Consider the following 19,280-nt stretch of genomic DNA (forward strand, 5'->3'; position numbering starts at 1 on the left):
GGCCCTCCGGGCGGGGTCAGACGCGGGGCGGGCGGGCTTCGTACGGGGTGGAGAGGACCACCGTCGTGCGGGTCGAGACGCCCGCCAACGTGCGCACGCGGGCGAGCAGTTCCTCCAGCTCGTGCGGGGTGGAGACGCGCACCTTGAGGATGTAGTTCTCGTCTCCGGCGACGCTGTGGCAGGCCTCGATCTCGGGGACACCGGCCAGGCGGTCGGCGATGTCGTCGGGGGCGCTGGGGTCGAAGGGTTTGACCGAGATGAAGGCGGTCATGGGCAGCCCCACGGCCTCGGCGTCGACGACCGCGGCGTAGCCGCGGATGACACCGCGCTGCTCCAGCCGTCGCACCCGCTGGTGCACGGCCGACGTGGACAGGCCGGTGGCCTTGCCCAGGTCGGTGTAGCTCATCCGCCCGTCCTTGACGAGCAGCTGCACGATCTGTCGGTCCAGCTCCTCCATGGCGCAAGAACCTACAGGGCGTCTGATCTCCCGGGACAGCCCAGCGGCCCGGGTCGTGTCCCGTCGGCGGACAAACACACCACGGCGGGCACCTGCGCACGGCATGTGACCAACGCCACACGCCCCGAAGCCCCTGCGTGATGCTCTCGTGATTACCGGCGAGAGCGGACGGGAAGTGCTTGCTGTGGTCGAGGCCGCAGTGCCTTTCACGGCCCAGCCTTAGGGGGAGAATCCCATGCAGAGTCTCAAGCGCCCTGGTCGTTCTGTGCCCAGGCGACGGCAGTCGGTCGTCGAACTCCAGCCGGAGTGGCTGGAATCCGATACCGACGACGATGTGGACGGCGCGGAAGCCGACGCCTACGACACCTTCGAGATGTACCGGGTGATGTGCCCGGAGTGCGCGCAGCCCATCGCCCTGCTGGCGGACGAGGAGGTGCTGCCGGAGCACGCGCTGTGCGCCTCGCCGTGGAACCCGTTCGGGCTCACGGTCTGCGCCGGTACGGGCCTCTGGGCGTCCGAGGCCCGGCCCGCGGACGAGTCCGTCGGTCCCCAGGAGCAGGACACCGCGCTGCTGCTGACGCTCCCGCAGGGCCTCGACTGGCGGACACAGCCCTTCTCGCACGTCGGCGGCCCGGGCTCCCGCCCGATGCGCGTGCCACAGCTTCACCGGTACGCCGCCTGAGCGGCGCCGCGGCAGCGCCGGGCGCCCTCGTCCGTCCGTGCGCCACGGCTCTGGCACGCAGGCCGCCGGGGTGCCGAACAGCCCACCCGTGTCCCGGAGGCCGCCGGCCCGGACGCCGGTGAACTCACGCTCGATTCCACCGGGTGGTGACCTGTGCGCCGCACTCCGCGTTGCCCGAGTATGACCACCACGCATCCGGCAGCCGGACGACGGCGGCGGGTCTTCGTGCCGCCGCCGCCCGCAGAATCGGTTCCGCCTGTGCCTCCGCAGCCCGCGGACCCGCCGATCTACCGCGACCTGATGCGCGCCTGGGCCGACCGCGGCCGCACCCTGCCGGGACGGCACGACCCGGAGTGGGTCCGCCTGGCGGCGCCGCCGGCCGGTCTCGCGCGGCTCAGCGGGTCTCGGGACCCGCTACGTGACGGGCGATGACCATCCGCTGGATCTGGTTGGTGCCCTCGACGATCTGCAGGACCTTGGCCTCGCGCATGTAGCGCTCGGTCGGGAAGTCCGTGGTGTAGCCGTATCCGCCGAGCACCTGGACGGCGTCCGTGGTGACCTTCATGGCCGTGTCCGTGCAGAACAGCTTGGCCATGGCCGCCTGCCGCGCGAACGGCAGGCCCGCGTCCCGCAGCCGCGCCGCCGCCAGGTACAGCGCGCGGCCCGCCTCGATCTGTGTCGCCATGTCGGCGAGCATGAAGCGCAGGCCCTGGAAGTCGGAGATCGGCCGCCCGAACTGCTGCCGGCCGGCGGCGTAGCCGACCGCCTCGTCCAGTGCGGCCTGGGCGAGGCCGACGGCGCAGGCCGCGATGCCGAGCCGCCCGGAGTCGAGCGCGGACAGGGCGATGGCGAAGCCCTGCCCCTCCTCCCCCAGGCGCCGGTCGTCGCCGACCCGGACGCCGTCGAGGTGGATCTGCGCGGTGGGCGAGCCCTTGAGGCCCATCTTCTTCTCCGGGGCCGCGGCGCTCAGGCCCTCGGCGTCGCCCGGCACCAGGAAGGCGGTGATGCCGCGCGGGCCCCGCTCTCCGGTGCGGGCCATCACCGTGTAGAAGTCGGCGACCCCGCCGTGGGTGATCCAGGACTTGGTCCCGGTGAGCACCCAGCCGTCGCCGTCCCGGACCGCCTTGGTGCTGAGCGAGGCGGCGTCGGAACCGGAGGCCGGCTCGGAGAGGGCGTACGCGCCCAGCAGGCCGCCGCCCAGCATCGCGGGCAGATGCTCCACCTGCTGCTTCTTGGTGCCGTAGGCGGCGAGCCCGTAGGAGGCGAGGGTGTGCACGCTCAGGCCGAGGCCGACGGTGAGGCGGGCCGCGGCCAGTTCCTCCAGGACCTGGAGGTAGACCTCGTAGGGCTGGTCGCCTCCGCCGTACGCGGAGTCGTAGGGCAGGCCGAGCAGTCCGGAGCGGGAGAGCAGGGTGAAGACCTCGCGCGGGAAGAGTCCCGCGTCCTCCTCCTCCGCCGCCTTCGGGGCGATCTCGTGCTGCGCGATGTCGCGGACGAGCGAGATCAGATCCCGGGCCTCCTCCGTGGGCAGTTGCCGGTCCACCGGCTGCGGGGCGCGGTCGGGCATGGCGACGCTCTCCTCCCTTTCGGGCACATCGGCGGATGTGCGCCTTGGGTGGGGCGGCTCCGCCGGGGTCGTTCTCGGGCCCAGCCGGGTGTCGGCGATCCCGGGTCTCGGTAGCTGCTGACCAGCGGCTGTGCGCTGTGAGTATGCCCGATCCGGGGCATCGAGTCACCGGTTAACGAGCGCTTACTTCTAGAAATCCCCGGGGCCTGAAATTGGTCCGAACCATTGACCCACTGGTCTAGTCCTCCTAGGGTGCCCCGGAACAACGCATTCCGCGTTCATGCCAATCGGCACGATCCCCTCTCCCCCACGAGGAGACACCGATGCACACTCCGCACCGCCTCCGGGCGCTGCTGTCCACCGCCTGTACCGTCGCCGTCGGCGCCGGACTGCTCGCCGGTGCGAGCACGGCCACCGCCACCCCCACCCGGTCCGCCGCCCCGTCGGCCGCCGAGGGCTCCAAAGTGGTCGGCTACTTCACCGAATGGGGCGTCTACGACCGCGGCTACCACGTCAAGAACATCGAGACCTCCGGCTCCGCGGCGAAGCTCACCCACATCAACTACGCCTTCGGCAACGTCACCGGCGGCCGGTGCGCCACGGGCGATGCCTACGCGGCGACCGACCGCGCCTACACCGCCGACGAGTCGGTGGACGGCGTCGCCGACACCTGGGACCAGCCGCTGCGCGGCAACTTCAACCAGCTCCTGAAGCTGAAGGAGAAGCACCCCGGCCTGAAGGTGCTGTGGTCGTTCGGCGGCTGGACCTGGTCCGGCGGCTTCGGTGACGCCGCGAAGGACCCGGCCGCCTTCGCCCAGTCCTGCTACGACCTGGTCAACGACCCCAGGTGGGCGGGCGTCTTCGACGGCATCGACATCGACTGGGAGTACCCCAACGCCTGCGGCGACACCTGCGACACCAGCGGCCGCGAGGCCTTCACGAACCTGATGACGGCGCTGCGCGCCAAGTTCGGCGGCGACGCGCTCGTCACCGCGGCGATCCCGGCGGACGCGAGCGACGACGGCAAGATCGACGCGGCCGACTACGCGGGCGCCGCGGCCCAGGTCGACTGGTACAACCCCATGACCTACGACTACTTCGGCGCCTGGGACGCGGCCGGGCCGACGGCTCCGCACTCGCCGCTGACCTCGTACTCCGGCATCCCGAAGGAGGAGTACACCACCTCGGCGACCATCACCAAGCTCAAGGGCCTCGGCATCCCCGCCTCGAAGCTGCTGCTCGGCATCGGCTTCTACGGCCGCGGCTGGACCGGAGTCACCCAGGACGCCCCGGGCGGCACGGCCACGGGCCCGGCGAACGGCACGTACGAACAGGGCATCGACGACTACAAGGTGCTCAAGGACACGTGCCCGGCGACCGGCACGGTGGGCGGCACCGCGTACGCCAAGTGCGGCGGCGAATGGTGGAGTTACGACACTCCGGAGACCATCGCGACCAAGATGGCGTACAAGAACGACCAAGGCCTCGGCGGGACGTTCCTCTGGGAACTGAGCGGCGACACGGCGAGCGGCGAGCTGATCAAGGCGATCGGCTAGATCCCGGACGCGGGGCGGAGGGCGAGTCCGCCTCCGCCCCGTCTTCTTCCCGTCCCTCGCCTCTCAGCCGTCGCGGCGGGCCGGTGCGGGGGCCGGGTGGGTCGGGTCGATCTCCTCGATGGCGCGCAGCGCGCCGCCGAGGGTCTTCACCAGCAGGTCGCGCATGGTGTCCCGGGAGAGTCCCGGCCGGCCGATCCAGTCCAGGGTGGCGCCCTCGACGCTGCAGACCCAGGCGAGCAGCCCCATACGGGCCACCGGGGCGATGGCGGTACGGCCGTAGGCGCCCTCCGCGATGGTCGCGACGATGGCCTCGCGCACGCCGTCCCGGATGGAGTGCACCTCGGTGTCGAAGCCGACGCCACCGCTGACGATGGTGCGGTAGGCGGCCTGGTTGTGCTCCGCGTAGCGCAAATAGGCCTCGATGGTGCGGTGCACCCGGTCCACGGCCGGCATGTCCAGGCCGCGCGCCGCGGAGGTGACCAGGTCGGCCACGGAGTCCTCGATGATCGCCAGGTAGTAGCCGCGCTTGGACCGGAAGTAGTAGTAGATCAGCCCCTTTGCCACATGGGCCTGCCGGGCGATGTCGTCCATCGAGAGGGCGTCGTAGGAGGTGTCGGCGAACAACCTCCGCCCGATGGCGAGGAGTTCGGCGCGACGCCCCGCGGAGCGCTCGGTGCCGCGCACCCGGCTGGTGGTCGTTCCCGCTCGAGCGGAGTCGAGAGCGTGCGGGAGGGCGGTCTCACGCGGTTGCCTGATATTCAATTCGACCCTGGCCTCCAACTGGCGGTCGGACAACCGCAGTATGGCAGGCCGGTCGGGCACGGAGGCAGGGCGCCGGGAAGGCCCGGTCGCCCGGGGCCCTCGTACGCGCGCGGTTTCGGTCAGCTCACGCCCACGGCGGCGAGCGCCTTGCGCTGGGGGCCGGTGAGGTGGGCCGGGAAGTACAGGTAGCAGATGCCGCCGGAGCCGGAGGCCACCTTGCCGGAGGCGTTGTAGCGCTTGGTCCTGAGCCAGATGTTCTCGAACTCCCGGCGCCGGTACACGCGTCGCACCGCCGAATCGCTGGGCGAGGCCGGGTCGTTGGTGACCACGTCGCCGTCGGCGGTGAAGCCGATGACGGTCATGAGATGGCCGTTGGTGCCGTAACCGGCCCCGGTCAGCTCGGTGTTGAGGAAGGACTGGGACGTTATGGCGGGGATCCCCGCCGCGATCAGCGTCTCCAGGTCGGTGAGCGAGCCGAGCCGGGTCACCACCCCTTGCAGGTCCTTGAACGTCGCGGCGTAGGCGGCGTTGAACGGCCAGTTGCCGCAGCCCTCGTACTGGTGGTCGTAGGTGTACCGGGCCGCGTTGCACACCTGCGGGTCGGCGTAGGACGGGTCGACCCAGGACAGTTGCCCGGGGGTGAGCCGCCCGCCCCAGTACTCGATGATCATCTGTGAGGAGGTGGGGCTGCACCAGGCCTCGCCGCCGTTGTCGTACTCGGGGTACTGTCCGGAGTGGATCGACTGCGAGTAGCGCGGGACCGTCAACTCCCCGGCCGCGCCGGGCGCGGAGGCCGGGACGGTGAAGCGGTCGGGGACGTCGGAGCCCATGGCGCCGATCCGCCAGACGGTCGGTGTGAGCCGGGTGCCGGGCCTGCGGTGGAGGGTCAGCCGCAGCCGGTAGGAGGCGAGGCGCAGCCCGGAGGCCGGGTCGTCCAGGGAGAAGGTGTCCGTCCAGATCGTGCTGCGGCCGTCGCTCTGGCCGTCGACGGAGGTCCGTTTGATGTCCTGGTCGCCGGCCGCCCAGCGGCCCATCACGTACCAGGGGGTGTCCGTGCCGTCGGAGTACGTTCCCCGCAGTTCGACCTGGATCCAGGTGCCGGCAGGGGTGTGCGCGTTCCAGGAGGCGACCGCCTCCGTGGCCGGTACGGACAGCCGGTGCGCCGGGCTGGTCCAGGTGCCGTACTCCCAGGTGGCGGTCGTGCCGGTGTGCGGGTCGGTGTAGTCGGTGGTACCCGCGGGCTTCTCGATCTCCAGGCCGGGCCGGGCGCCCGCGACGGCGTGGGTGCCGCGGGTCGTGCCCGCGCGCCAGTCGGTGTACGTGGTCCAGGCGCGGTATTCGACCGGGCGGGCCGGGGCGGCTCCGGCGCTCTTGGCGCCGGCGGCGGGGGCGGGGGCGGCCGTGGCCGCCACCGGGGCCGCACCACCCGCCATCGCCGCCGCGGCGACCGCGACGGCGAGAACGGATCTGCGGGACGGCTGTTCGGCTCTGCTCATGGGTGGATGACCCCCAGGTGTCCGACGTCGGGGCGGGTCCGTGGCTGGGCCCACTATGGCCGCGCCACCCGGCTCCTACCAGCACTTCGACATACGCCACGCCTACCAATATTGGTCTCCACCACTGGCATGACCTGCGCCGAGTCCCCGCGGAGCCGGACACACGACCGCCGGTGCCGCGGGGCGCGGTCACTAGAATGACCACCGAGAACACGCCGTCGCCCTCCTCGCTCACCGGGAACCGCCATCCACGCACTCGCCGCCTTCCTCCGAGTTGTGCCGCCGGCCTGCGGGACCGTGCGGCTGATCGGCGTCGACGGGCACGCGGGATCCGGGAAGTCCACGTTCACGGAGAAGCTCGCCGCGGCGCTGGGGGCCGCGCCGGTGCTGCACCTGGACGACGTCGCGAGCCATGAGGAGCTGTTCGGCTGGGAGGGGCGGCTGCTGCGCGAGGTCGTCGAACCGCTCGGGCGGGGGGCGACGGCGCGCTACGCCCCCTACGACTGGCGGGAGCGGCGGTTCGGGGCCGCACGGATGCTGCCGCCGGCGCCCGTGATCCTGGTCGAGGGCGTGGGCGCGGGACGGCGGGCGCTGCGCCCTTATCTGGCGCACCTGCTGTGGATGGATCTGCCGCACGAGGAGGCCTGGGCACGGGGCCGGTCGCGGGACGGGGAGGAACAGCGGGAGTTCTGGTCCGGGTGGGTCGAGGCCGAGCGGCGGCACTTCGCCGAGGATCCCTCACGGCCGTTCTCGGATCTTCTGGTACGGCAGTTGCCGGAGGGGTACTCGGTGCTTCCGGGGCCCGCCGGGGTCGTTGGACCGGACCAGTTCGTCACTGACGGTGACGAGCCGTCGGCAATGTGCTGAACTTGTGAAGACCCGTGCCGGGTGACTTTCCCGAGTCCCTCAACTCCGCTTGACCCGGGGGCCGTACAGGTCTTACGTTCTCAATGAGCGGTCATCGCGTACCGCCCGCAAACACGAAGCCCCCGGTTGTTCCCCCGTGATCGGGGGCTTCGTTCTGCCCTTTTCGCGTTCTCCGGACGCTGCGTGACGCCATTTGCTCACACTCGGTCACCACGCACGGTGCGTCCCGTCCGCCGCCACCTCGCCGAACGGCCTGTGCGGCACCCTTCGGCGACCGGCGGCCCCACGGGTACCATGCCCTCGGTGCGACCTTCGAACGGCTGCTTCGCGCACCTGCAACTCCGGTCCGCGGTACAGCGGTTCGACCACAGGAAGCCGTCAGGTGGATGCCTGGCGGCGAACCTTCGGGGGCACGGTTTGTGGGGGACGTGATGGACTTCGGCACGCAGGGCCCGAAGGCCCCGGCCGACCTCGCGTGGCTGCGAGGCGTGGACGCCTACACCATGGGGGCCTATCCACAGGCGGAGGAGGAGTTCAGGGCCGCGGTGCGGCTGGACCCCGCGATGGCCGACGGCTGGCTCGGCCTGCACGCGCTGCGCGTCGACACGACCACCGCGCTGCTGAGGATGTACCGGCACCGCGAACGCTTCGGCGAACAGCGCGCCCGGCACCGCCGCACCCTCAACTCCTGGTACTGGCTGGGCTGGTGGGTGCAGCCCGTGCTGGAGAGCCCGCGCGATCTGCTGCTCGCGCACGCCTCGCACTGGCTGGACGGCCGCCACGTCCCCGAGCTGGACCGCGCCCTCGCCGGGCTGCCGCCGGTGGACACCGACACCCAGGTCCGCTTCCTGTACGCCTGCCGCGCCTACCTCGTCAAGGACTGGGAGCAGCTCGTCCGGCACACCGACCCGCTGCTCGACGATCCGCTGCTCGGCATAGAGGCCGGGCTGTTCGGCGGCATGGCCCGGGTGCGCCTGGAGATGTACGGGCAGGCCGAGCCGATGCTGTCGGCCGCGCTGATGCGGTGCCGCAGCGAGCAGCCGCAGCGCAAGGAGCTCAGGTACTGGCTGGCACGGGCGCACGAAGGCACCGGCCGCGGCGCCGCGGCGCTCCCCCTGTACCGGGCGGTGCACCGGGTCGATCCGGCCTTCATGGACACCTCGGCACGGCTCGCGGCGATCGCCGAGGGCGACGGGTACGACGACGCGGCCGGTCTCGCCGCGATCACCCTCACCGGCCTCGGGCAGGACCTCATGGACGGCCCGGATCTGCTGGACCCGCTGTTCGGCACCGAGGGCCGGGACCTGAAGCTGTCCGGGACCGATCTGCCGGTCAGCGGTCCGCTGCCGTCGGTGGCCGATCCGTCGGTGCGCCGGCGCACACCGGCCGCCGATCCGCCGCTGCCGACCGGGCCCACCGACCCCGCGTTACTGGAGGAGACACTCGCCGAACTCGAGCGCATGGTGGGTCTGGAACCGGTGAAACGGCAGGTCAAGGCCCTGTCGGCGCAGTTGAACATGGCGCGGCTGCGGGCCGGGCAGGGGCTGCCCGTGCAGCCGCCCAAGCGCCACTTCGTCTTCTCCGGCCCCTCCGGCACCGGCAAGACCACCGTCGCCCGCATCCTCGGCCGTGTCTTCTACGCGCTCGGCCTGCTCGGCGGCGACCACCTGGTGGAGGCGCAGCGGGCCGACCTGGTCGGCGAGTACCTGGGGCAGACCGCCGTCAAGGCCAACGAGCTGATCGACTCCGCGATCGGCGGGGTGCTCTTCCTCGACGAGGCCTACTCCCTGTCCAATTCCGGCTACGGCAAGGGCGACGCGTACGGGGACGAGGCCCTCCAGGTGCTGCTCAAGCGGGCCGAGGACAACCGCGACCACCTGGTGGTGATCCTGGCCGGCTATCCCGAGGGCATGGACCGCCTGCTGGCCGCCAACCCCGGGCTGTCGTCGCGCTTCACCACCCGGGTGGACTTCCCCTCGTACCGGCCCGCGGAACTCACCGAGATCGGCAAGGTGCTCGCCGCGGAGAACAGCGACCTGTGGGACGACGAGGCCCGCGACGAGCTGCACTCGATCGCCGGACACGTGGTCGACCAGGGCTGGATCGACGAACTCGGCAACGGGCGCTTCCTGCGGACCCTGTACGAGAAGAGCTGTGCCTACCGGGACCTCAGGCTGTCGACGTACCCGGGAACGCCGACCCGGGACGACTTGTCGACGCTGCGGCTGCCGGACCTGATGCAGGCGTACGGGGAGGTGCTGTCGGGGCGGGGGCCCCAGGATCCGTCGGCCCTGTGACGGACGGATCCCGGGGCCCCTCGTCCGCGGGCCTCACGGGGCCCGGGTGGCCAGGACCTCCTCGGGCTCGCCGCTGACCCGTGGCTCGGTCAGCCGAACCTCGGTCGCCAGGCGGTGCGCGGGGTCGCGCACCTCGCCCACGAGGAGTTCCAGCACGTCCTCCAGGGCCACCAGGCCCAGCACCGTGCCGGAGGCGTCCGCCACCTGGGCCAGGTGGGTGGCCGCCCGGCGCATGACGGTCAGGGCGTCGTCCAGGGGCAGCTCGGCCCGCAGGGTCGCCATCGGGCGCCACGTCCGCTGCGGCACGGCCTGCTCGGCGTCCTCCACGTCGAGCACGTCCTTGACGTGCACATAGCCGAGGAAGGCGCCGCCGGGGGCGGCGACCGGGAAGCGGGAGTAGCCGGTGCGGGCGGTGAGCGCGACGATCTCGGCCGATGTGACCGAAGGACCGACCGTGACCAGCGCCTCGGGCGGGAGCAGGACGTCCGTCACCGGGCGCGAGCCCAGCTCCAGGGCGTCCTCGAGGCGCTCCTGCTCCTCGGGGTCGAGGAGCCCCGCCTGGCGGGAGTCCTCGACCAGCCGGCCGAGCTGCACGCTGGTGAAGGCGGCCTCGACCTCGTCCTTCGGCTCGACGCGGAAGAGCCGCAGGACACCCTTGGCGCAGGCGCCGAGCGCCACCGTGATCGGCCGGCACAGCCGGGCGAAGGCGACCAGACCGGGGCCGAGCCACAGCGCGGCCTTCTCCGGCGCGGCCATGGCGAGGTTCTTCGGCACCATCTCGCCGATGAGGAGGTGGAAGAAGACCACGGCCGCGAGCGCGATGACGTAGCCGAGCGGGTGGACCACGCCGCTGGGCAGGTGCAGCCATGCGAACACCGGCTCCAGCAGGCGGGCCACCGTGGGTTCGGCGACGGCGCCCAGGGTGAGCGAGCAGACGGTGATGCCGAACTGGGCGGCGGCCATCATCTGCGGCAGCCGCTCAAGACCGTGCAGCACCTGGCGGGCCCGGGCGGTGCCGAGCGGTTCGATCTGGCTGCGGCGCACGGAGACGAGCGCGAACTCGGCGCCGACGAAGAAGCCGTTGGCGAGGACCAGCAGCGCGGCGAACAGCAGTTGGATCACGCTCATCGGGCGGCCTCCGCCACGGCCGGGACCGCGTCGGTCACGGTGGCGGTGCGGACCAGCCGGACCCGCTCCGCGCGGTAGTGCCCGACCTGGCGCACGGCCAGCCGCCAGCCCGGCAGCTCGGCGCGGTCGCCGGGGGCCGGGATACGGCCGAGCAGGTCGGCGACCAGTCCGGCGACGGTCTCGTACGGGCCTTCGGGCGCGTCCAGGCCGATCCGCCGGAGCAGGTCGACACGGCAGCCGCCGTCGACGTCCCAGGCGGGGCTGCCGTCCTCGGGCGGGGCCGGTGCCACCTCCGGCACGTCGGTGGCGTCGTGCTCGTCACGGACCTCGCCGACGAGCTCCTCGACGATGTCCTCCAGGGTGACGACGCCCGCGGTGCCGCCGTACTCGTCGACGACGACCGCGATCGGCTGCTCGTTGCGGAGCTGGGCGAGCAGCGGCTGCACCGGCAGGGTCTCTGGGACCAGCAGCGCCGGGCGGGCGATGCGGCCCACCGGCGTGTGCAGCCACTCGTCGGACGGCACCGCGAGGGCGTCCTTGAGGTGGACCATGCCGACGACCTCGTCGATCTTCACGTGATAGACGGGGAAGCGGGACAGTCCGGTGGCGCGGGTGAGGTTGACCACGTCCTCGGCGGTCGCCGAGGTCTGGAGCGCGCTGACCTTCACCCTCGGGGTCATGACGTGCTGTGCGGTCAGGTCGCCCAGGGACAGGGTGCGCACGAAGAGGTCCGCGGTGTCCTGTTCGAGGGCGCCGGCCCGGGCCGAGTGACGGGCCAGGGAGACCAGCTCGCCGGGGGTGCGGGCCGAGGCCAGCTCCTCCGTGGGTTCGACGCCCAGGGCGCGCACCAGCCGGTTGGCGACCGTGTTGAGCGCGGAGATCACCGGGTGGAACAGGCGCGAGAAGAGGTGCTGGGGGCCGGCCACGAAGCGCGCCACCTGGAGGGGGCGGGAGACCGCCCAGTTCTTGGGTACGAGCTCGCCGATCACCATCTGGACCGCCGAGGCCAGCAGCATGCCGACGATGACGGCGACCCCTGAGACGGCTCCGCCGGGGACACCGGCGGCCGCGAACGGGCCGCGCAGCAGGCCGGCCAGCGCGGGTTCGGCGAGCATGCCGACGACCAGGGAGGTGATGGTGATGCCGAGCTGGGTGCCGGAGAGCTGGAAGGACAGCTCCCTGAGGGACTCGACGACCCTGAGGGCCCGTCTGTCGCCCTCCTCGGCGGCCTTCTCGGCGTCCGGGCGCTCGACCGTGACCAGGCCGAACTCGGCCGCGACGAAGAAGCCGTTGGCGAGAATGAGCAGGAAAGCCGCTCCGAGGAGCAGCAGGGGGGTGGTCATGATGCCGCCGCCTCCGCGTTCACGCGGAACAGGTCCGCGCTATGTCGGCAGGGGGCGGCGCAGGTACTGCAGGACGATCCGTCCATCGCCGGAGGGAGTCACTCCTCGGGTAGCAGGAGCCCCTGGCACCGGTCTTGGGACCCAGGGGCGGAGGCGCAGCGAAAACGCGTCCGCAACCAGATTAATCAAGACACGGGCCGATGCGGCAGGGTGGACGGCCCGAGTCAGCTATGAGGTTCGTCGCCAGATTGCTCGGGGACCGCGAGCGAACGGGCTTCGACGAGCGCGCGCAGGGCGCGCGCGTCGGCGATGGCCTGCTGTTTCGCTATCCCCGGCTGTATGCCGAGGGCGGCCAGGCTGGTGCCGTCGCTGAGGTTCAGGAACACCCACGGATCACCCGGGCGCAGGTTGACCTGTATTATCTCCGCCCACTCCAGACGGCGGCGGCCGGCGATGTTGACGACGGTGACGCCCGAGTCGTCGGCGACGACCTTCGGCCGGGCGAGCAGGACGAGGACCCCCGCCAGGAGCGCGCCGGTGAAGGCGAAACTCACCCGTTCGCCGGGGCTGAGCTGCTCCAGCAGCAGCCCCACGGTGGTGATCACCACGAATATGACGGCCCCTGCGGTGAGCAGGACGGCCCGGGTGCGGCCCGGGCGGAAGGTGACGGGAAGTGCGGGCAGCTCGGACATCTCTGGTTGCCTCCTCGTCCCTCAGAGGCGGCAGGCGTGGATGGCCGTGGTGAGGATGGCCCGGGCGCCGAGCTCGTACAGATCGTCCATGATCCGCTGCGCCTCCTTGGCGGGGACCATGGCGCGCACGGCGACCCAGCCCTCGTTGTGCAGCGGGGAGACGGTCGGGGACTCCAGGCCGGGGGTGAGCGCGACGGCCCTCTCCAGCTGCTCGACCCGGCAGTCGTAGTCCATCATCACGTACGTCCGGGCCACCAGGACGCCCTGGAGGCGGCGCAGGAACTGCTGCACCTTGGGCTCCTCGACGTCGGCGCCGGTGCGGCGGACGACGATCGCCTCGGACTTCATGATCGACTCGCCGACGATCTCCAGGCCGGCGTTGCGCAGGGAGGTGCCGGTCTCGACGACGTCCGCGATGGCGTCGGCGACCCCGAGTTCGATGGCGGTCTCGACGGCGCCGTCCAGGTGGACGACGGAGGCGTCGATACCGCTGTCGGCGAGGTGCTTGCTGACGATGCCCTCGTAGGACGTGGCGACCGTCCGGCCGTTCAGGTCCGCGATACCGCCTACCGCGCCGGGCTTGGCGGCGTAGTGGAAGGTGGAGCGGGCGAAGCCGAGCGGCAGGATCTCCTCGGCGCCGGCGCCGGAGTCGATGAGCAGGTCGCGGCCGGTGATGCCGATGTCCAGGCGGCCGGTGGAGACGTAGATCGCGATGTCGCGAGGTCGGAGGTAGAAGAACTCGACCTCGTTGACCGGGTCGACGATCCGCAGCTCCTTGGACTCCCGCCGTTGCTGGTAGCCGGCCTCATGCAGCATGTCCGCCGCAGGGCCGGAGAGTGAACCCTTGTTGGGGACGGCGATGCGCAGCATGAGGTCGGCTTCCTTTGTTCGTCTCGTACGGGAGTGTGTGCGGTTGCTCGGAGTGCTCAGAGGTGGGCGTAGACGTCGTCCAGGGAGATGCCGCGGGCGACCATCATCACCTGGACGTGGTACAGCAGCTGCGAGATCTCCTCGGCGGCCGCCTCCTTGCCCTCGTACTCGGCGGCCATCCAGACCTCGGCGGCCTCCTCGACGACCTTCTTGCCGATGGCATGGACGCCCTTGCCGACCAGTTCGGCGGTGCGGGAAGTGGCGGGGTCGCCGTTGGCTGCCTTGTGCTGGAGCTCGGTGAAGAGCTCCTCGAACGTCTTCTTGGACATGGTGGTGCCAACCCTACGCGCTCCGGGCGGCCGCTCACCGCCAGGGTTCGGATACTGAGCGGAGCGTGGCGGCGGTCGCGACCGCCGCGGTGACCGCCTCGTGGCCCTTGTCCTCGCTGGATCCCTCGATGCCCGCCCGGTCCAGGGCCTGCTCCTCGGTGTCGCAGGTGAGCACACCGAAGCCGACCGGGACGCCGGTGTCGACCGACACCTGGGTCAGGCCGACCGTGACTCCCTGGCACACGTAGTCGAAGTGGGGGGTTCCGCCGCGGATGACGACGCCGAGGGCCACGATCGCGTCGTAGCCGCGGCCTGCCAGCACCTTCGCCACCACCGGGAGCTCGAAGCTGCCGGGGACCCGGAGCAGGGTCGGCTCGTCGATCCCCAGTTCGTGCAGGGCGCGCAGGGCCCCGTCCACCAGTCCGTCCATCACCTTCTCGTGCCACTGCGCCGCGACGACGGCGACCCTGAGGTCCCCGACGTTCTGGACGGACAGTTCCGGTGCACCCTTGCCGCTCACGTGTCTCCTCGCGTCTTTTCGCTTACTGGTTGCCGCAGGTGGACACGGCGGTGGTGTCCAGCCAGGGCAGGTCGTGCCCCATCCGGTCCCGCTTGGTGCGCAGGTACCGGAGGTTGTGCTCGCCGGCCTGGACGGGCATCGGCTCCCGTCCGGTGACCTTCAGGCCGTGGTGGAGCAGGGCGTCGGTCTTGTCGGGGTTGTTGGTCAGCAGGCGGACGCTCGTCACCCCGAGGTCCTGGAGGATCCGCGCGCCGGCGCCGTAGTCGCGGGCGTCGGCGGGCAGTCCGAGTTCGAGGTTGGCGTCGAGGGTGTCCCGGCCGCGCTCCTGGAGCTCGTAGGCGCGCAGCTTGGACATCAGGCCGATGCCGCGTCCCTCGTGGCCGCGCAGGTAGACCACCACTCCCCGGCCCTCCTTCTGGATGCGCTCCAGGGAGGTGTCCAGCTGGGGCCCGCAGTCGCAGCGCTGGGAGCCGAAGACGTCTCCGGTGAGGCACTCGGAGTGGACGCGGACCAGGACGTCCTCGCCGTCGCCGATCTCGCCGTGCACCAGGGCCACGTGCTCGACGCCGTCGGCGGTGGAGCGGTAGCCGTACGCGGTGAAGACACCGTGCGCGGTGGGCAGGCGGACCTCGGCCTCGCGGAGGACCGCGGGCTGAGACGGCCGTTCCCCCTGCTCGGGCACGTCCGGGAGGTCGGGCGGGCGACGGTGCGCGATCAGGTCCTCGATGGAGATGATCGTCAGCCCGTGCTTGCGGGCGAAGACGATCAGCTCGGGCAGGCGGAGCATCCGGCCGTCCTCGCCGGCGATCTCGACGATCGCGCCGGCCGGACGGAGCCCCGCGAGCCGGGCGAGGTCGACGGCCGCCTCGGTGTGGCCGGGGCGGACGAGCACCCCGCCGGGGCGGGCGCGCAGCGGGAAGACGTGGCCCGGGCGGACCAGGTCGGTGGGCTCCGCGGAGCCGCTCGCCAGCAGCTGGAGGGTGGTGGCGCGGTCGGAGGCGGAGATGCCGGTGGTGACGCCGTGGGCGGCACCGGCGTCGACGGAGACCGTGAAGGCGGTCTTCATCGACTCGGTGTTCTCCTCGACCATCTGCGGCAGCTTCAGCCGGTCCAGCTCCTCGCCCTCCATGGGGGCGCAGATCAGGCCGCGGCACTCGCTCATCATGAAGGCGACGATCTCGGGGGTCGCCTTCTCGGCGGCGATGACGAGGTCGCCCTCGTTCTCGCGGTCCTCGTCGTCGACGACCACGACCGGGCGGCCGGCCGCGATGTCGGCGACGGCCTGCTCGACGGGGTCGAGGGTGAAGTCCTCCATGGTGTCGGTGCCGTAGAGGACGGGTGCCGCTGTCATGCGGGCGCTCCTTCCAGGACCGGCCGCGCGTCCGTGCGGGTGCGCAGCCACCAGTCGCGCATGCCCCACAGGACGAGCGCGCCGTAGATGATGTAGACGAAGCCGGAGAAGGCGAAGCCGTTGGCGAAGTTGAGCGGTACGCCGACGACGTCGACCAGCAGCCAGGCGAACCAGAACTCGACCATGCCGCGCGCCTGCGCGTACATGGCGACGACGGTGCCGACGAAGATGTAGGCGTCGGGCCAGGGGTCCCAGGACAGCGACGGGTAGGCCTGGAACAGTCCGGCGACGGCGACCGTGCCGGCCGCGGCGGCGCCGAGCAGCACGGCACGCTCGCGCCAGGTGGCGAACCGTACGGCGATATGGCCGTCCGCCGCCCCGCCCTTGCCGCGGTTCCACTGCCACCAGCCGAAGACGGCGACGACCATGACGACGATCTGCTTGCCCGCGCTGCCCGAGAGGTGGGCGGTGGAGAACGCGGCGAACAGGATCAGGCCGGACAGGAACTGGGTGGGCCAGCTCCAGATGGAGCGCCGCCAGCCGAACGCCAGGCCGAGCAGGCCGATGACGTTGCCGGTCATGTCCGACCACTTGATGTGCTGGCCGAGGAGGGTGAACGCCTCGGAGTTGAGCCAGTTCACCGTCCGGCTCCTCGGGAACGGTCGCCGAGCAGCCGCTCGACGTACTTGGCGACGACGTCCACCTCGAGGTTGACCGGGTCGCCCGCCTGCTTCAGGCCGAGGGTGGTCAGGGCCAGAGTGGTGGGGATGAGGCTGACGGTGAAGTGCGCGTCGCCGGCCTCGACGACGGTGAGGCTGATGCCGTCGACGGTGATGGAGCCCTTCTCGACGATGTAGCGCGCGAGGTCCTCCGGCAGCGAGATCTTCACGATCTCCCAGTGCTCGGAGGGGGTGCGCTCCAGGATCGTGCCGGTGCCGTCGACGTGGCCCTGCACGATGTGGCCGCCGAGGCGGGCGCCGACGGCGGTGGGTCGTTCGAGGTTGACGCGGGAGCCGGTGGTGAGGACGCCGAGGCTGGAGCGCTTGAGGGTCTCCGCCATCACGTCGGCGGTGAACTCGTCGCCCTCGTGCTCGACGACGGTGAGACAGACGCCGTTCACGGCGATGGAGTCGCCATGCCGCGCGCCCTCGGTCACGACGGGGCCGCGGAGCCGGAAGCGGGCGGCGTCGCCGAGGTCCTCCACGGCGGTGACTTCGCCCAGCTCTTCGACGATTCCGGTGAACACTTCCCGGGTCCTCCTGCCTCTTCGGGCACGGACTCCGGGGGCTGCCGACGTCGACAGACTGCACGAACGAGGACACTAGGAGGACGACGCCGGACGGGACCCGCCCGCGGAGGGCGAGCCCAGAGACGGCGGCGCACACGGATGTGCTCGCTCGCCGCGCACTGCCTCCCATCCGGACTTTAACCGTCGGTCCAGGAATTTCACCTGGTCAACCGGCCGCTGGAAGCGACCGGGTCGCGGACTGTAACCGCCGGTTCGGACTTTCACCGACCCCGGAGTGCGCTGCTACTGGTACAGAGCCAGTGTGCCACGCCCGATCGGCGTGACCACGGACGAAGCGTGTGGGGTGGCTCACAGAACGTACCGCCCGCGGTGCGGTGCGCGGGCGTGGAGGTCCGGCGGCGGGCAAGGGCCGTCGTCACCGCCGCCGGACCGGTCTGCGCGGAAGTCCGACCCTAAATGGACTAGACCAGGCAGGTCAACAGATGCGTGGGACACGCAAGTTCCACCCCACGGGACCGAACGCCCGCCGCGAGCTGTGCAGTTCGCACGGGACTGGGCCCGACTCCCTTACCGTGCGGGGCCGATGCCGCGGGGCCCCGGCCCGATTCCGTGGGACGCCACGCCGACTTCCGTGAGGCGCCACGCCGACTCCGTGGAGCGCGGGGCCTGACTTTCTTACGGCGCCGAGCCGACGCCCGCGCGGCGCCGAGCCGACTCCCCGAAACGCCAGGCCGACGCCCGCGCGGCGTCAAGCCGACTTCCGGGAGGCGCCGAGCCGGCTTCCGGGCGATGCCAAGCCGACTCCCGCACGGCGCCGAACCGACTTCCAGGCGATGCCAAGCCGACTCCGGGCGATGCCGAGCCGACTCCAGGCGGCCTCAACGCTCAGGTGGGGCGAACAGGTCGTCCTGGGCGCGGTCGCGGGCGGTCACGAGCGCGCCGCGCAGTACCGCACGGCCGCCGAGCGTGCCCGCCCTCACCTCGGTGGGCAGCGGCGACATCCGGGCCACGCGCTCCGCCACGCGCGCGGCGAGCGCGTCTCCGCCGGCCTGCCCGATCTCGCCCCCGAGGACCACGCATCCGGGATCGAGAACGGCCACCACCGAGGCCACCCCGAGGACGACGCGGTCGGCCAGGGCGTCGAGGAAGCGCGAGGCCGCCGCGGAGCCGGCGGTCCCCGTGGTCGCCCGTGCCGCCGCCCGCACCAGTTCCGCCGCGACCGGCTCCGCACCCGTTCCCTCCGCGCGGTCCGAGCCGGTTCCGTCCGCCGACAGCCCGTGCCGCTCGGCCAGTTCCGTCACCGCCGCGGCGCCGGCCAGGGAGTGGAAGCCGTCCGCGCAGCCCGTCGCCGAGGGCAGTCCCTCGGTGCCCGGGACGGGCAGGAAGCCGATCTCGCCGGTGCCTCCGGAGGCACCGCGGCGCAGGGCTCCGTCCAGGACGACGGCCGCGCCGGTGCCGTGGCCGAGCCACAGCAGGACGAACGTGTCCCGGCCCCGGGCGGCCCCGTCGCGCTGCTCGGCCAGCGCCGCGAGGTTGGTCTCGTTCTCGACGATGACCCGGGCCCCCCGCAGCCGCTCCTGCAGGGCGGCCACCAGCCGGCGGTGCCATTCGGGCAGTCCCGTGGAGTCGCGGAGTTCACCGGTGACCGGATCGATCAGACCCGGCGCGCCGATGCCGACCGTGTGCAGCCGCTCCGCCCCCGCCTCCTTGACCACCCGCTCCACCAGACCGACCGCCTGCTCCAGCGCTGGCCCGGTGCCCGCGTCGCCACCGATCGGCACGGACTCCGCGGCCAGTTCCCGGCCCAGCAGGTCGGCGACGGTCACGGACACGCTGTCCGTGCGGACGTCGAGGGCGGCCAGATGGGCGCGGTCGGCGACGATGCCGTACAGCCGCGCGTTGGGCCCGCGCCGCTGCTCGCCGGACTCACCGACCACGGAGATCAGGCCGGAGGCCGTCAGCCGCTCGACGAGGTCGGCGACGGTGGGCCGGGACAGACCGGTGAGCTGCTTCAACTGCCCTGCCGTCAAGGGTCCTTGCTGCTGAAGCAGCCGCAGGGCGAGCCGGTCGTTGATGGCCCGGGCGGTGCTCGGTGATGCGGGCATGCCGGGAAT

General features: G+C 71.9%; 19 protein-coding genes and 1 riboswitch. Of the genes, 5 read left to right on the forward strand and 14 right to left on the reverse strand.

The window, feature by feature from the left end:
* Positions 1 to 16: 16 nt before the first annotated feature.
* Entirely contained in the window at positions 17 to 457 is a 441-nt protein-coding gene (locus tag OIE49_RS07375) for an Lrp/AsnC family transcriptional regulator (protein ID WP_100567930.1), read from the reverse strand.
* Positions 458 to 692: 235 nt separating this feature from the next.
* On the opposite strand from OIE49_RS07375, the gene OIE49_RS07380 reads away from it, so the two are divergent.
* On the forward strand, positions 693 to 1,139 hold the full coding sequence (locus OIE49_RS07380) for a hypothetical protein (protein ID WP_326801630.1): 447 nt from the start codon (positions 693 to 695) through the stop codon (positions 1,137 to 1,139).
* Between the two features lie 180 nt (positions 1,140 to 1,319).
* Positions 1,320 to 1,571, forward strand: coding sequence for a hypothetical protein (locus OIE49_RS07385; RefSeq protein WP_100567928.1), 252 nt, complete (start codon positions 1,320 to 1,322; stop codon positions 1,569 to 1,571).
* On the opposite strand, the gene OIE49_RS07390 is transcribed toward OIE49_RS07385, so the two are convergent.
* Entirely contained in the window at positions 1,534 to 2,706 is a 1,173-nt protein-coding gene (locus OIE49_RS07390; protein WP_326801631.1) for an acyl-CoA dehydrogenase family protein, read from the reverse strand. The genes OIE49_RS07385 and OIE49_RS07390 overlap by 38 nt on opposite strands.
* A 323-nt stretch (positions 2,707 to 3,029) precedes the next feature.
* Between OIE49_RS07390 and OIE49_RS07395 the strand changes: the two genes are divergently transcribed.
* Entirely contained in the window at positions 3,030 to 4,262 is a 1,233-nt protein-coding gene (locus OIE49_RS07395; RefSeq protein WP_326801632.1) for a glycoside hydrolase family 18 protein, read from the forward strand.
* 63 nt (positions 4,263 to 4,325) lie between these two features.
* On the opposite strand, the gene OIE49_RS07400 is transcribed toward OIE49_RS07395, so the two are convergent.
* Positions 4,326 to 4,946, reverse strand: a complete 621-nt coding sequence (locus tag OIE49_RS07400; protein WP_100567925.1) for a TetR/AcrR family transcriptional regulator — start codon at positions 4,944 to 4,946, stop codon at positions 4,326 to 4,328.
* A 197-nt stretch (positions 4,947 to 5,143) separates the two neighbouring features.
* The gene (locus tag OIE49_RS07405; protein WP_326801633.1) at positions 5,144 to 6,520 is read right to left on the reverse strand and encodes a peptidase C39 family protein; all 1,377 of its coding nucleotides are present in this window, start codon (positions 6,518 to 6,520) and stop codon (positions 5,144 to 5,146) included.
* A gap of 246 nt (positions 6,521 to 6,766) precedes the next feature.
* Between OIE49_RS07405 and OIE49_RS07410 the strand changes: the two genes are divergently transcribed.
* Together OIE49_RS07410 and OIE49_RS07415 are read left to right on the forward strand one after the other, a co-directional pair.
* Complete coding sequence (locus tag OIE49_RS07410; RefSeq protein WP_326806164.1) at positions 6,767 to 7,387, forward strand: uridine kinase family protein; 621 nt, start codon at positions 6,767 to 6,769, stop codon at positions 7,385 to 7,387.
* A 431-nt stretch (positions 7,388 to 7,818) separates the two neighbouring features.
* Entirely contained in the window at positions 7,819 to 9,684 is a 1,866-nt protein-coding gene (locus tag OIE49_RS07415; protein ID WP_326801634.1) for an AAA family ATPase, read from the forward strand.
* 33 nt (positions 9,685 to 9,717) lie between these two features.
* Here the strand turns inward: OIE49_RS07415 and OIE49_RS07420 are convergent, their stop codons facing one another.
* The 10 genes from OIE49_RS07420 to OIE49_RS07465 all read right to left on the reverse strand — a co-directional run bounded on the left by OIE49_RS07420 (position 9,718) and on the right by OIE49_RS07465 (position 19,271).
* Positions 9,718 to 10,812, reverse strand: a complete 1,095-nt coding sequence (locus OIE49_RS07420) for a hemolysin family protein (RefSeq protein WP_326801635.1) — start codon at positions 10,810 to 10,812, stop codon at positions 9,718 to 9,720.
* The gene (locus tag OIE49_RS07425) at positions 10,809 to 12,155 is read right to left on the reverse strand and encodes a hemolysin family protein (protein ID WP_326801636.1); all 1,347 of its coding nucleotides are present in this window, start codon (positions 12,153 to 12,155) and stop codon (positions 10,809 to 10,811) included. Before OIE49_RS07425 ends, OIE49_RS07420 begins: the two co-directional genes overlap by 4 nt.
* Positions 12,156 to 12,379: 224 nt before the next feature.
* A complete protein-coding gene (locus tag OIE49_RS07430; protein WP_326801637.1) occupies positions 12,380 to 12,847 on the reverse strand; it encodes a PH domain-containing protein in 468 nt (155 codons plus the stop codon).
* A 21-nt stretch (positions 12,848 to 12,868) separates the two neighbouring features.
* Positions 12,869 to 13,717: an ATP phosphoribosyltransferase gene (hisG, locus tag OIE49_RS07435; RefSeq protein WP_100567919.1), complete on the reverse strand. Its 849-nt coding sequence runs from the start codon at positions 13,715 to 13,717 to the stop codon at positions 12,869 to 12,871.
* Between the two features lie 56 nt (positions 13,718 to 13,773).
* The gene (locus OIE49_RS07440) at positions 13,774 to 14,046 is read right to left on the reverse strand and encodes a phosphoribosyl-ATP diphosphatase (RefSeq protein WP_031486114.1); all 273 of its coding nucleotides are present in this window, start codon (positions 14,044 to 14,046) and stop codon (positions 13,774 to 13,776) included.
* Positions 14,047 to 14,080: 34 nt separating this feature from the next.
* A complete protein-coding gene (ribH, locus tag OIE49_RS07445; protein ID WP_100567918.1) occupies positions 14,081 to 14,566 on the reverse strand; it encodes a 6,7-dimethyl-8-ribityllumazine synthase in 486 nt (161 codons plus the stop codon).
* Positions 14,567 to 14,588: 22 nt separating this feature from the next.
* A complete protein-coding gene (locus OIE49_RS07450) occupies positions 14,589 to 15,917 on the reverse strand; it encodes a bifunctional 3,4-dihydroxy-2-butanone-4-phosphate synthase/GTP cyclohydrolase II (protein WP_326801638.1) in 1,329 nt (442 codons plus the stop codon).
* Positions 15,914 to 16,558, reverse strand: coding sequence for a nicotinamide mononucleotide transporter family protein (locus OIE49_RS07455; RefSeq protein ID WP_326801639.1), 645 nt, complete (start codon positions 16,556 to 16,558; stop codon positions 15,914 to 15,916). Before OIE49_RS07455 ends, OIE49_RS07450 begins: the two co-directional genes overlap by 4 nt.
* Positions 16,555 to 17,163, reverse strand: coding sequence for a riboflavin synthase (locus OIE49_RS07460; RefSeq protein ID WP_326801640.1), 609 nt, complete (start codon positions 17,161 to 17,163; stop codon positions 16,555 to 16,557). The genes OIE49_RS07455 and OIE49_RS07460 overlap by 4 nt, the downstream gene beginning before the upstream one ends.
* A 154-nt stretch (positions 17,164 to 17,317) precedes the next feature.
* A riboswitch (FMN riboswitch) is annotated at positions 17,318 to 17,448 on the reverse strand.
* A gap of 596 nt (positions 17,449 to 18,044) precedes the next feature.
* A complete protein-coding gene (locus OIE49_RS07465; RefSeq protein ID WP_326801641.1) occupies positions 18,045 to 19,271 on the reverse strand; it encodes an ROK family transcriptional regulator in 1,227 nt (408 codons plus the stop codon).
* Between the last annotated feature and the right edge of the window lie 9 nt (positions 19,272 to 19,280).

Source organism: Streptomyces sp. NBC_01788, assembly GCF_035917575.1.
Classification (GTDB): domain Bacteria; phylum Actinomycetota; class Actinomycetes; order Streptomycetales; family Streptomycetaceae; genus Streptomyces.

Excerpts from the sequence above, each read along its gene's own strand:
- OIE49_RS07375 (WP_100567930.1), bottom strand. The coding sequence starts at position 457 with ATGGAGGAGCTGGACCGACAGATCGTGCAGCTGCTCGTCAAGGACGGG.
- OIE49_RS07380 (WP_326801630.1), top strand. The coding sequence starts at position 693 with ATGCAGAGTCTCAAGCGCCCTGGTCGTTCTGTGCCCAGGCGACGGCAG.
- OIE49_RS07385 (WP_100567928.1), top strand. The coding sequence starts at position 1,320 with ATGACCACCACGCATCCGGCAGCCGGACGACGGCGGCGGGTCTTCGTG.
- OIE49_RS07390 (WP_326801631.1), bottom strand. The coding sequence starts at position 2,706 with ATGCCCGACCGCGCCCCGCAGCCGGTGGACCGGCAACTGCCCACGGAG.
- OIE49_RS07395 (WP_326801632.1), top strand. The coding sequence starts at position 3,030 with ATGCACACTCCGCACCGCCTCCGGGCGCTGCTGTCCACCGCCTGTACC.
- OIE49_RS07405 (WP_326801633.1), bottom strand. The coding sequence starts at position 6,520 with ATGAGCAGAGCCGAACAGCCGTCCCGCAGATCCGTTCTCGCCGTCGCG.
- OIE49_RS07415 (WP_326801634.1), top strand. The coding sequence starts at position 7,819 with ATGGACTTCGGCACGCAGGGCCCGAAGGCCCCGGCCGACCTCGCGTGG.
- OIE49_RS07420 (WP_326801635.1), bottom strand. The coding sequence starts at position 10,812 with ATGAGCGTGATCCAACTGCTGTTCGCCGCGCTGCTGGTCCTCGCCAAC.
- OIE49_RS07425 (WP_326801636.1), bottom strand. The coding sequence starts at position 12,155 with ATGACCACCCCCCTGCTGCTCCTCGGAGCGGCTTTCCTGCTCATTCTC.
- OIE49_RS07430 (WP_326801637.1), bottom strand. The coding sequence starts at position 12,847 with ATGTCCGAGCTGCCCGCACTTCCCGTCACCTTCCGCCCGGGCCGCACC.
- hisG (WP_100567919.1), bottom strand. The coding sequence starts at position 13,717 with ATGCTGCGCATCGCCGTCCCCAACAAGGGTTCACTCTCCGGCCCTGCG.
- OIE49_RS07440 (WP_031486114.1), bottom strand. The coding sequence starts at position 14,046 with ATGTCCAAGAAGACGTTCGAGGAGCTCTTCACCGAGCTCCAGCACAAG.
- OIE49_RS07450 (WP_326801638.1), bottom strand. The coding sequence starts at position 15,917 with ATGACAGCGGCACCCGTCCTCTACGGCACCGACACCATGGAGGACTTC.
- OIE49_RS07465 (WP_326801641.1), bottom strand. The coding sequence starts at position 19,271 with ATGCCCGCATCACCGAGCACCGCCCGGGCCATCAACGACCGGCTCGCC.